An 11958-nucleotide genomic window follows, 5' to 3' on the forward strand; every position below is an offset into this window, starting at 1 on the left:
GTTCCCCGCCGTTCGCCTCGCCCGTCAGGTGGGCGAGGCGGGCTCGACGTACCCGGCCGTCTACAACGCGGCCAACGAGGAGTGCGTCGAGGCCTTCCACGGTGGGCGCATCGGCTTCCTCGACATCGTCGAGACCGTCGAGAAGGTCGTCGACCAGCACGCGCCCGAGAGCGGCGAACCTGACGTCGACGCCGTCCTCGCCGCAGAGACATGGGCGCGCCGCGCCGCGCACACGCTGATCGAGAAGGGGCTGCGCTGATGCTGTTCGTCCTCGGGGTGCTGTTCATGATCGTCGGCGTGGCTGCCTCGATCGCGCTGCACGAGATGGGGCACATGGTGCCCGCGAAGAAGTTCGGCGTCCGCGTGCCGCAGTACATGATCGGCTTCGGCCCGACGCTGTGGTCGAAGAAGCGCGGCGAGACCGAGTACGGCGTCAAAGGCATCCCGCTCGGCGGTTACGTGCGCATGATCGGCATGTACCCGCCGAAGGCGGGCGACCCGGACGGCTCCGTGCGCGCCTCGTCGACCGGTCGGTTCAGCCAGCTCGCCGACGAGGTGCGTGAGCAGACCTTCGAGGAGCTGCGCCCCGGTGACGAGAACCGCGTCTTCTACAAGCTCAAGACGTGGCAGAAGGTCACCGTCATGTTCGGTGGGCCGTTCATGAACCTCGTCATCGCTGCGGTCGTCATGACCGTCATGGTGTGCGGCGTCGGCCTGCCGAAGCTCACCGGCACGAAGGTGACGTCGCTGACGACGTGCCTCACGAAGGTCGAACCCGGTCAGAAGTGCCCGGCGGGGCAGGAGGCGCCGGCGGCCTCGAGCGGGTTGAAGCTCGATGACGTCATCATCTCGGTCGCGGGGCAGAAGGTGAACAGCAACCTCGAGGCGACCCGCGTCATCCGCGCGCACGGCGGCGAGAAGATCCCGTTCGTCGTCGAGCGTGACGGCCGGCAGCAGACGCTGCAGGTCACGCCGAAGACGACGAAGGTGGCGAAGCTCGACGCCGACGGCAACCCCGTCACCGACGCGGGTGGCCAGAACGTCATGATCGACGCCGGGTACGTCGGGCTGTCGATCGGTCAGTACACGTTGCAGCGTCAGGGCCCGGGTGCTGTCCCCGGCATGCTCGGCACGAGCATCAAGCAGACGGCGGGCGTCGTGCTGCACATCCCGGAGAAGATGAAGGGCGTCGCCCAGGCGGCGTTCAGCGACGAGGCGCGCGATCCGAACGGGCCGATCTCCGTCGTCGGGGTGACGCGCATCGCGGGCGACGTCGCCGAGTCGTCGAAGGTCGAACTCGGCCAGAAGGTGCTGCTGCTGCTCAACCTGCTCGCCTCGCTCAACCTCGCGTTGTTCGTGTTCAACCTCATCCCGCTGCTGCCCCTCGACGGCGGCCACATCGCGGGTGCGCTGTGGGAGGCAATCAAGCGGCCCATCGCGCGGGCGCGCGGCGTCGCCGGCCCCGTCTACGTCGACGTGACGAAGGCGCTGCCGGTCGCGTACGCCGTCTCGCTCGTCCTCATCGGGATGTCGGTGCTGCTCATCTACGCCGACGTCGTGAAACCCATCACCATCCAGTGAGTCTCGGCCCAGCCCAGGGCGTCGCGCGGCAGTCGTAAGATGGGCTCATGTCGGTTTCTCTCGGTATGCCCTCGGCGCCCGCGCCGGTCATCGCTCCTCGTCGCAAGACGCGCAAGATCAAGGTCGGCAAGGTCGAGGTCGGGGGAGACGCCCCCATCTCGGTGCAGTCGATGACGACGACGCCGACGACCGACATCAACGCCACGCTCCAGCAGATCGCCGAGCTGACGGCCACCGGGTGCGACATCGTCCGTGTCGCGTGCCCGAGCCAGGACGACGCGGAGGCGCTGCCCGCCATCGCTCGCAAGGCGCAGATCCCCGTCATCGCCGACATCCACTTCCAGCCGAAGTACGTCTACGCGGCGATCGAGGCGGGGTGTGCGGGTGTGCGCGTCAACCCGGGCAACATCCGCAAGTTCGACGATCAGGTCAAGCAGATCGCCAAGGAGGCGAAGGACGCCGGGGTCTCCATCCGCATCGGTGTCAACGCCGGTTCGCTCGACAAGCGACTGCTCGAGAAGTACGGCAAGCCGACGGCCGAGGCGCTCGTCGAGTCGGCCGTGTGGGAGGCGTCGCTGTTCGAGGAGCACGACTTCCACGACTTCAAGATCTCCGTCAAGCACAACGACCCCGTCGTCATGGTGCGCGCCTACGAGATGCTCTCCGAGCGGGGCGACTGGCCGCTGCACCTCGGTGTGACCGAGGCCGGGCCCGCGTTCCAGGGCACGATCAAGTCGGCGACCGCGTTCGGCGCGCTGCTGAGCCGCGGCATCGGCGATACGATCCGCGTCAGCCTCTCGGCCCCGCCGGTCGAGGAGGTCAAGGTCGGCAACATGATCCTGCAGTCGCTCAACCTCAAGCCGCGCAAGCTCGAGATCGTCAGCTGCCCGAGCTGCGGGCGCGCGCAGGTCGACGTCTACACCCTCGCCGAGCAGGTGACGAAGGGCCTCGAGGGCATGGAGGTGCCGCTGCGCGTCGCCGTGATGGGCTGCGTCGTCAACGGCCCCGGTGAGGCGCGCGAGGCCGACCTCGGCGTCGCCTCCGGCAACGGCAAGGGCCAGATCTTCGTCAAGGGTGAGGTCATCAAGACGGTGCCGGAGAGCCAGATCGTCGAGACGCTCATCGAGGAGGCGATGCGCATCGCCGAGGAGATGGGCGAGGACGCGGGCGCCGACGGCGCCGGCCCCACCGTCTCGGTCGGCTGACGCCGGCATGCTGCGACGTTCGGGGGTGCGAGCCCTCGACGCCGGCGACCGCGCCGGCGCGCGGGCGTTGTGCGACCTCGACCCGGTGACGAACGTCTTCGTCGCCGCCCGCCTCGACGAGGGCGCGCTCGGTTCGACGAGCGCTGCCTTCGGTCTCGACGGTGACGTTGGCCAGCCACTCGCGGCAGGGGCGGACTCTTCGGGGTTCGATGCCGACGGGCTGGGTCGAGGCGGCGCTCGCTCGCTCGAGTCCAGTCAACGGCCGCTGCGCTCGATGCTGTGGGCGTCGGCGAATCTCGTCCCCGTCGAGGCGAGCCCTGACGATCTGGAACGCTACGCGGCCCGCGTCAAGTGTGCGCGACGCCGCGTCAGTTCGCTGTTCGGGCCGGCCGAGCAGGTGCTGCCGCTGTGGCAGCTCGTGTCGCGTTCGTACGCGCCGGCGCGCTCGTTCCGCCCCGAGCAGCCGCTCATGGTCGCCTCGCGGGAGGCGCGCGAGCGTCAGGGCATCGAGCCCGAACCGCGCGTGCGCCTGGCCCGACTCGACGAGGTCGACGCCATCGTGCCTGCGGCCGCGGCGATGTTCACCGAGGAGATCGGCTACGCGCCCTACGTCGGCAGTGCCGCGGCCTACCGCGCCGGGGTGCAGCGCCTCGTCATGGGTGGGCGCACCTTCGTCCTGATGGACGGTGCGCGCGTACGGTTCAAGGCCGACGTCGGATCGCTCGCCTCGGGCGTGGCACAGATTCAGGGTGTGTGGATCGACCCCGCCTGGCGCGGCCGCGGGCTCGCCGCACCGTGCATGGCGCGCGTCGTCGACCTGGTCGAGGCGGAGCTCGCGCCCACCGTCAGCCTCTACGTCAACGGGTACAACACCCCCGCGCTGCGTGCGTACGAACGCGCCGGGTTCGAACGCGTCGGGACGTTCGCGACCGTCATCCTCTGATGCGGCGGCGCCGTCGCAGAGGCGACGCGGTGGCACCGCTTATCGATGGGACGAGCGCCCTGCCCCCGCACTTCGACCCGTTTCAACGGCGTTGTCAGGGCGATGTGATGGGGTGGGGGCATGAATCCTGTCACCGGTCTTCGTGAACTTCCGCCCCTGATGCGCGGGCTCGTCGGCGCGTACGTCGTCTCCGGCGTGACGCACCTCGTGCGCCCGCAGGTGTTCGAGCCGACCATTCCGCCGCTGCTACCCAAGGCGCGCGAACTCGTCTACCTCAGCGGTGTCGCCGAACTCGTCTGCGCCGCGGGTCTCGTCAACCCTGCGACGCGCCGAGCCGCGGGTTACGCCTCTGCCGCCCTGCTCGTCGCCGTGCTGCCCGCGAACGTCGAGATGGCGCGTCAGGCGCAGGCGAGTGTCCGACGCCGCTCCACGCCGGGCAAGCAGGCGCGCCTCGCCGGCATGCTCGCGCGGGTCCCGGCGCAGTGGCCGCTCATCAAGGCGAGCCTCGACATCGCTCGCCGCTGACGAGGGCTCGCGAGGCCGACCGTGCGCCGTGCGTGGGTCGCCGTCACTGTGGGTGACGGTTCGCGCCGGACTGATGGGCCCGCGCCGCATTGGCGGGCCCGCGCCGTGCGGTCGGCGTAGACTCCTGCGCGCAGACGCCGCCCGGGCACCGGGCCGGCGATCTACAGTGGCGGCATGACTGACGTGTTCGCGCTCACACCAACCAATCAGGCCGACGTCATGGCCGGGTTCGACGCCGTCGACGCCGACGAGGCGCTCAAGGACGCGGCGAGCGCGTTCGCCTCGCACGAGCATGCCGACGTTCTCGGCCCCCTGCGCGAGCTCGGTGTCATGGCCGGCAGCGAGGAGGCTCGCGAACACGGCATGGCTGCGAACACGTTCACGCCGCGGCATCGCGCCGTCGACCGGTTCGGCGCGCGTACCGACGCCGTCGAGTTCCACCCGTCCTGGCACTGGCTCATGCGCCGCGGCGTCGAGTTCGGTCTCGCGGGCGCGCCCTGGCAGGACGCGTCGGCGGACGCTCACCTGCGGCGGGCAGCGGGCTTCATCACGTGGTCCGGTGTCGAGCCCGGGCACGTCTGTCCGCTGACGATGACCCATGCCGCCGTCCCCGCCCTGCGCGCGGACGAGGCGCTGACGCAGCGTTACGCCGACGGCCTCGCGGCGAGCGTCTACGAGCCCGGCGATCTGCCCGCGGCGAGCAAGGAGGGGCTGCTCGCGGGGATGGGGATGACGGAGAAACAGGGCGGCTCCGACGTGCGCACCAACGTCACCGAGGCCACCCCGTCGGGTTTCGACGACGACGGCGCCGCCGTCTATTCGCTGCGCGGGCACAAGTGGTTCACGAGCGCGCCGACGAACGATCTGTTCCTCGTCCTCGCGCAGGCTCCCGGCGGGCTGACCTGCTTCGTCGTGCCGCGCGTGCACCCTGACGGCACTCGCAACGCGCTGCGCATCGTCCGGCTCAAGGACAAGCTCGGCAACCGCTCCAACGCGAGCAGCGAACTCGAGTTCCACGACGCCTACGCCACTCGCCTCGGTGACGAGGGTGCGGGCGTGCGCACGATCATCGAGATGGTGAGCGCGACGCGGCTCGACTGCGTCCTCGGCTCGGCCGGGCTCATGCGTCGCGCGACGAGCGAGGCGGCCTGGTACACCGCGCGTCGGCATGCCTTCGGCGGCGTCCTCGCCGACAAGCCCGCGATGCAGAACGTCCTCGCCGATCTCGCGATCGAGTCGGAGGCCGCGACGGCGCTCGGCATGCGCCTCGCGGCGAGCGTCGACCGTATCGAATCAGGCGATCCCGGCAGCGAGCACGAGCGCGCGTTCCGTCGCTTCGCACTGCCGCTCGCGAAGTTCTGGGTGTGCAAGCGCACGCCGATGCACGTCGCCGAGGCCCTCGAATGCCTCGGCGGCAACGGGTACGTCGAGGAGTCGGGCATGCCGCTGCTGTTCCGCGAGTCGCCGCTCAACTCGATCTGGGAGGGCTCGGGCAGCGTCAACGCCCTCGACGTCCTGCGCGCCCTGACGCGTTCGCCGGAGGCGTTCGAGGCCTTCAGCCGCGAGCTCGACGTGACCCGCGGCGACCACCCCGGGCTCGACGTCGCGACGAAACAGGTGCTCGCCGACGTCGTGTCGTTGACGCCCGACGACGCGGAGTACCGCGCCCGCGACATCAGCGCTCGAATGGCCGTCGTCCTCCAGGCGAGCCTGCTGCTGCGCAGCGCGCCGTCGAGCGTCAGCGACGCGTTCATCGCGAGCCGCGTGCAGGGGGAGTGGGGCGGCGTGTTCGGCACCCTCGGCACGTCGGCCGCGAGCGCCGCCATCGCCCGACGCGCGACGCCGCGGCCCTGACGCCCTGGCGGTCAGGTGAACAGCCCGCCGAGGCCGCCCTGCTCGTTCGTCGAGGGCATGAGCTTGGCGGCCCACTCCGCGAACGCCTGCGGGTTGCGTGACTGCAGGAGCACGCGCCCGGGCCCGACGAAGTTGAAACGAGCCCTTCACCGGACTTCATCGACTGGATCGAGCGTCCTTCGACCGCCCGACGCGTTGTGAACTGCATCCCCAGGTCGTAGGCGATGACGTGCCCGGTGTGGATGACGTCACGCTCGCCCGGAGCGAGGTCCATGACGTCGACCGCGCCGTAGACGCTGAGGCACTGACCGCTGGCCTCGAGGCCGAAGCCGCCCTCGCCGCCGAAGAGGTTCGTCATGCCACCGAACTGCGAGGTGACCTCCGTGCCCTCGCTGTTGGCCATCCAGTTGCCGCGGGCGACGAAGCAGGGGCGATCGGGCTGGATCTCGAGCGCCAGCATGCCGCCGGGCAGGACGCCGGCGATGTCGCCCCACCCGCCCTCGGCGGGGGCGGTGTACGTCGTCGAGAAGAAGGACTCACCGCAGAGCACGGAGCGCTTGAGCCCCTTCATGATGCCGCCGCTGGCGGCCTTGCTGGAGATCTGCACGCCGGGCGAGTGCGCAGGAGACGGGAGACGGCGAAGGACGGATTGTGACGCAGTCGAATCTGCATGGATCTCAGGAAGGCCTCGCGGCCCGAGCGTCGGGTGGATGCGGGCCGTGCACGCCCTGGGCGGGCCGGGATAGTGTGGGGCCGAGTCACGCGGAGCGACCGCGACACGACCCGAGGAGAGACCGTGGCCCAGCGCATGTCCAACCTGTTCCTGCGAACGCTTCGCGAGGATCCGGCGGACGCCGAGCTGCCGGGCCACAAGCTGCTCGTGCGCGCCGGCTACATCCGACGCGCCGCGCCCGGCGTGTACACGTGGTTGCCGCTCGGGCTCAAGGTGCTGCGTAACGTCGAGACCATCGTCCGCGAGGAGATGGAGGCCATCGGCGCCCAGGAGCTGAGCTTCCCCGCGCTGCTGCCGCGCGAACCCTATGAGGCGACGAACCGCTGGGACGAGTACGGCCCCAACCTGTTCCGCCTGCAGGACCGCAAGGGCGTCGACATGCTCCTCGGCCCGACGCACGAGGAGATGTTCACTATCACGGTGAAGGACATGTTCTCGAGCTACAAGGACCTGCCGACGACGCTGTTCCAGATCCAGACGAAGTACCGCGACGAGGCCCGCCCGCGCGCCGGCCTGCTGCGCGGGCGCGAGTTCATCATGAAGGACTCGTACTCCTTCGATCACACGAAGCAGGGCCTCGAGGAGAGCTACGCCAAGCACCGCGGCGCGTACGTCAAGATCTTCGACCGCCTCGGCTTCGAGTACGTCGTCGTCCACGCCGACTCGGGCGCGATGGGCGGTTCGGCGTCGGAGGAGTTCCTCGCCGTCAGCCGCCACGGTGAGGACACGTTCGTCCGCTCGCCCGGCGGTTTCGCCGCGAACGTCGAGGCCGTCGTCGTGCCGCAGGCCGAGCCCGTCGAGGTGAGCGTCGGCCCCGCACACATCGAGGACACCCCCGAGACCCCGACCATCGAGACGCTCGTCGCGGCCCTCAACGCGAATCACCCGCGCGACGACGGACGCGAGTGGACGGCTGCCGACACACTGAAGAACGTCATCGTCATGCTCGTCCACCCCGACGGCACGCGCGAACCGCTCGCGATCGGCGTGCCCGGCGATCGCGAGGTCGACGCCAAGCGCCTCGAGGCTCAGGTCGCTCCGGCCGACGTCGAGGCGTTCGAGGAGAAGGACTTCGCCGCCTACCCGATGCTCGCGAAGGGCTACATCGGCCCGGGCGTGCTCGGCGAGGAAAAGGCCTCCGGCATCCGTTACCTGCTCGACCCCAGCATCGCCGAGGGCTCGGCGTGGGTGACGGGCGCCGACGTCAGCGGCAAGCACGTCATCGACCTCGTCCACGGCCGCGATTTCACCGCCGACGGCACGATCCAGGCGGCGCAGATCAAGGAGGGCGACCCGGCCCCCGACGGTTCGGGCCCCCTGACGCTCGCGCGCGGCATCGAGATGGGTCACATCTTCCAGCTCGGCACGAAGTATGCCGAGGCGCTCGGGCTCAAGGTGCTCGACGAGAACAGCAAGCTCGTGACGGTGACGATGGGCTCCTACGGCATCGGCGTCTCCCGCGCCGTCGCCGCCATCGCTGAGGACAACCTCGACGACAAGGGCCTCATCTGGCCGCGTCACATCGCGCCGTTCGACGTCCACGTCGTCGCCACGGGCAAGGACGCCGCGGTCTTCGAGAAGGCGGAGCAGGTCGTCGCCGACCTCGAGTCGGCCGGGCTCGGCGTCCTGTTCGACGACCGTCCGAAGGTCAGCCCCGGCGTGAAGTTCAAGGACGCCGAGCTCATCGGCGTCCCGACGATCGTCGTGCTCGGGCGCGGCCTCTCCGACGGCACGATCGAAGTCAAGGACCGCCGCTCGGGCACCTCGCGTGACGTCGGCGTCGACGAGGTGGCGGCCGAGGTGCTCTCCGAGGTGCGCGGCGCCTGATCCCACCCTGCGTCACGAGAGCCACCACGGCCCGACGTGGTGGCTCTCGCGCGTCGAACGGCCGCCGCCCCGGTCACGAGCGGCGCGGGCGCGGCGGTCACGGACTGAGAGACGTTTGCGGGCACGCGGCGCGCGGCCCAGGATGACGGGGTGAACGACCCGGGAACCCTGACGCTCACCCTGCTGGCGCTCGCGGCGGCCTGCGCGGGATGGATCGACGCCGTCGTCGGCGGAGGCGGGCTCGTGCAGTTGCCGGCCCTCATGGTCGCGTTCCCGCACGCCGCGCCGGCCCAACTGCTCGCGACGAACAAGCTGGGTTCGATCTGTGGCACATCGGTGAGCTCGGCGACGTACCTTCGGCGGGTGCGTCCCGATCTGCGCACCGCGCTGCCGCTCGCCGTGATGGCATTCGCCGGTTCGATGGCGGGTGCGGCGCTCGCCAGTCACATCCCGCGCAGCGCGTTCAACCCGATCATCCTCGTCGTCCTCGTCGCCGTCGGCGCGTACACGCTGTTCAAGCCCTCGATGGGGCAGCTCGAGAACCTGCGGCACGCGGGCAGCCGGCGCCATTACGCGACGGCGGGTGCCATCGGCCTGGGCGTCGGCCTGTACGACGGCGCGCTCGGCCCGGGGACGGGCTCGTTCTTCGTCTTCGCGCTCGTCAGCCTGCTCGGCTACCGCTTCCTCGAGGCCTCCGCCAAGGCCAAGCTCGCCAACTTCGCGACGAACCTCGCCGCCCTCGTCGTGTTCATCCCGGCAGGTGCGGTGGCCTGGCGTGTCGGCCTCGTGCTCGGCGTCGCGAACCTCGCAGGCGGCTATCTCGGCGCCCGGACCGCCGTCTCGAAGGGGGCCGGGTTCGTGCGCGCCGTGTTCGTCGTCGTCGTGGGGGCCTTCGTCGTCAAGCTCAGCTACGACACCACCGCGCAGTTCGGCCTGCTCTGACGCTCAGCCGCGCCCGGCGTCTCACCGGCCACCACGGCTCGAGCGTCCGGCGGCGGCGGGTGCCGTCACCCGTCAGGACGCCGGCTTGGCGTCGCAGCCGAACGCACCCATCGTCGCGGTCGTCTTGGCGTAGGATGCTGGGTTCTGCGACGGGGTGGCCAGCTCGACGACGCGCGTCTTCTGGTCCTGATAGGTGGGCTGGTACGTCATCGATTGGCTGATCTTGCCGCCCGCGTCGCGCGTGAAGGTGACGCTCGCGTACGCGCCGTCCGCCGTGCCCGGCAGATATGCGGCCTGCTGGCCGGAGAACAGGTTGCCGAGGGCGTAGGAGACGTACCGTCCGTCGATCTTCTGGCACGGCTGCACGATGTGCGGATGGTTGCCGATGATCCAGTCGACCTGCCCAGAGCGCAGCAACGCGTCCGCGTACTTCTTCTGCTCCGCCGAGACAGGCTTGTACTCGATGCCCCAGTGCATCGAGACGACGACGATGTCGGCGCCCTGCTTGCGTGCTTCGGCGGCATCGGCCTCGATGCCTTCCGGGGTGCGCACCGCGTACAGGTTGTCCGCGACCCAGGGCGCGTCCTTGGGAGTGCCCGTCTGGTCGCCGTTGATGCGGTTGTCGAGCGTGTAGCTGTACGACAGTTGCGCGACCTTGAACCCCTTGGCCTCGTAGAACACGGGCTGGCCCTTCTCGCCGGCAGACGCGGCCGGGCCGGCCGCCTGCAGACCGTTCGCGGCCATGACGCTGCGCGTGCTCGCCAGCCCGGAGAGGCCGCGGTCGTAGGCGTGGTTGTTGGCCGTCGAACACCCGTCGAACCCAATGGACTTCACCGTCGTCGCGAACTCGTGGGGCGCGTTGAAGCTCAGCTCGCGCGCCAGGTTCGTGTCGTCACGCGACAGCGGGTTCTCCATCTGGCAGATGCGTAGATCGCCCGCCTTCGTGACGGGGGAGATCTGGCCGAAGAACTGGTCGAAGCGGTACCCCGTGCCGCCTGCGGCACGACGGGCCATCTGCGTGACCGACGGGTGGACGATGAGGTCGCCCGACGCGCCGATCGTGATGCTGCCCGGCTTGTTTTTGACCGGCTCCGGGGGAGCGACCGAAGAGCTGGCCGAGGGACTCGCACTCCCACCGGAACTGCTCGACGCGCCGGCCTTCGATGACGCCCCGGAGCTCGAAGCGCCGCCCGTGTCGTGCGAGCTGCCCGAACAGGCCGTGAGAGCGAGCAGTGAGATCAGTGGTGCGGCGGCGGCCGCGCGTCCCCGAATACGCATGCGGACGAGTTTATTCCCGGCGGGCGTGCTCAGGTCGCGAGGCCCGGGAACGGCGAGACGCTGCCCCCACCGAAGCGCACCGTGCGGGCCGCGCTCGACCACGCGAGCAGCAGCCCGTTGACATCATCGGCGCTGCGCGTGCCCGTCGCCGCGACGGCGCACGCCGACATCAGAGCCGCGGCCGCCTTGCCCGCATCGGCGCGGGCCGCGGCGAGCGAGTCGTAGCGGCGCGCGGGCGCAGCGGGGCTCGCGGAAGCAGACGATGACGACGACGGCGACCCCGATGACGCCGACGATTCCGCGAGCGAGCGCACGGCGTAGAGGTCGTCGAGCAGGTCGGGGACGTCGCCGCGATCATCGGGATCGGTGCGCGCCGCCCACCACTCGAGCGCGTGGATCGTCACCGCGTTCGCGTCGAGAAGCGCCGACGACGAGGGCACCGACGCCGTCGCGGACCACGGCACGGAGACGCCACCCGGCAGCGAGCTGAGCCCGCGCGCGGCGATCGACAGGGCGAGAGGCCTCGATGTCGCCGAAACCTTCTGCAGGCTCGCGCACAGCGCGGGGGAGACCCAGTCGCTCTCGGCGCGGGTCCACGCCGTCGCGGCGGGGCTGCTGCTCGCCGAGGGCGACGACGCCGGGGCGCTCGCGCGGGAGCTCTTTCCGGACGCCGACGCCCATGGCGACGCAGACGCTGACGCCGACACGCTGGGCGCCGCAGTGGCGCTGACGCTGGGCAGCGACGTCGCGCCGATGCCGCGCAGCGTCGCGTCGAGTCGTTTGAGTTCGGCGACGTGGGCGCCCTGCGCGTCGGCGGCCTCCCGGCGGTGGTTCGTCTCCTGGCTCGCCGCGCTCATCGCGACCACGAGGTGACGACGCACAGCCTCGAGGGGGCCCGAATCGGGCGCCGGTGCCGCCGTCGGCCCCGGCAGGGGCGCGTCCTTCTCCACGCGCAGCCTGCATGCGCTCGTGGTGGTGAGGACGACGGCGGCGAGCGCGGTGCGGCGGGTGAGACGAGCATCGGGCATGGGCACAGTCTGGCACGCACTGGCCGCGCGTTCCGGCGGGCG

The 11958-nt window shown here is 70.5% G+C and carries 9 protein-coding genes and 2 pseudogenes; 8 read left to right on the plus strand and 3 right to left on the minus strand.

All coding sequences use genetic code 11. From position 1 onward, the window contains the following. The 6 genes and pseudogenes from AX669_RS06705 to AX669_RS06730 form a co-directional block, all read left to right on the plus strand. Positions 1-259, plus strand: a pseudogene (locus tag AX669_RS06705) (1-deoxy-D-xylulose-5-phosphate reductoisomerase); the annotation flags it as partial. Next, positions 259-1581, plus strand: a complete 1323-nt coding sequence (locus AX669_RS06710; RefSeq protein ID WP_062257395.1) for an RIP metalloprotease — start codon at positions 259-261, stop codon at positions 1579-1581. The pseudogene AX669_RS06705 and the gene AX669_RS06710, both read left to right, overlap by 1 nt. Positions 1582-1628: 47 nt before the next feature. Then, positions 1629-2786 carry a flavodoxin-dependent (E)-4-hydroxy-3-methylbut-2-enyl-diphosphate synthase gene (gene ispG / locus AX669_RS06715; protein ID WP_062257398.1) on the plus strand — a complete coding sequence of 386 codons (1158 nt, stop codon included), beginning with the start codon at positions 1629-1631 and terminating at the stop codon, positions 2784-2786. Between the two features lie 7 nt (positions 2787-2793). Further along, complete coding sequence (locus tag AX669_RS06720; protein WP_006944855.1) at positions 2794-3729, plus strand: DUF4081 domain-containing GNAT family N-acetyltransferase; 936 nt, start codon at positions 2794-2796, stop codon at positions 3727-3729. A 120-nt stretch (positions 3730-3849) separates the two neighbouring features. Next, the gene (locus tag AX669_RS06725) at positions 3850-4254 is read left to right on the plus strand and encodes a hypothetical protein (RefSeq protein ID WP_062257400.1); all 405 of its coding nucleotides are present in this window, start codon (positions 3850-3852) and stop codon (positions 4252-4254) included. Between the two features lie 174 nt (positions 4255-4428). Then, entirely contained in the window at positions 4429-6108 is a 1680-nt protein-coding gene (locus AX669_RS06730; RefSeq protein WP_006944872.1) for an acyl-CoA dehydrogenase family protein, read from the plus strand. Positions 6109-6283: 175 nt separating this feature from the next. Here the strand turns inward: AX669_RS06730 and AX669_RS14205 are convergent. Continuing rightward, positions 6284-6679, minus strand: a pseudogene (locus tag AX669_RS14205) (AIM24 family protein); the annotation flags it as partial. A 225-nt stretch (positions 6680-6904) separates the two neighbouring features. On the opposite strand from AX669_RS14205, the gene AX669_RS06740 reads away from it, so the two are divergent. Together AX669_RS06740 and AX669_RS06745 are read left to right on the plus strand one after the other, a co-directional pair. Then, on the plus strand, positions 6905-8668 hold the full coding sequence (locus tag AX669_RS06740; protein ID WP_156444948.1) for a proline--tRNA ligase: 1764 nt from the start codon (positions 6905-6907) through the stop codon (positions 8666-8668). A gap of 150 nt (positions 8669-8818) precedes the next feature. Next, positions 8819-9610 carry a TSUP family transporter gene (locus tag AX669_RS06745; RefSeq protein ID WP_062257406.1) on the plus strand — a complete coding sequence of 264 codons (792 nt, stop codon included), beginning with the start codon at positions 8819-8821 and terminating at the stop codon, positions 9608-9610. A 72-nt stretch (positions 9611-9682) separates the two neighbouring features. On the opposite strand, the gene AX669_RS06750 is transcribed toward AX669_RS06745, so the two are convergent. Next, positions 9683-10888 carry a CapA family protein gene (locus tag AX669_RS06750; protein WP_156444949.1) on the minus strand — a complete coding sequence of 402 codons (1206 nt, stop codon included), beginning with the start codon at positions 10886-10888 and terminating at the stop codon, positions 9683-9685. Between the two features lie 29 nt (positions 10889-10917). After that, positions 10918-11916 (minus strand): hypothetical protein, encoded by a 999-nt coding sequence (locus AX669_RS06755; RefSeq protein ID WP_139023562.1) that lies wholly within the window; start codon positions 11914-11916, stop codon positions 10918-10920. Between the last annotated feature and the right edge of the window lie 42 nt (positions 11917-11958).

It is taken from the genome of Dermacoccus sp. CCH2-D9 (assembly GCF_001556795.1).
Taxonomy (GTDB): Bacteria; Actinomycetota; Actinomycetes; order Actinomycetales; family Dermatophilaceae; genus Dermacoccus; species Dermacoccus nishinomiyaensis.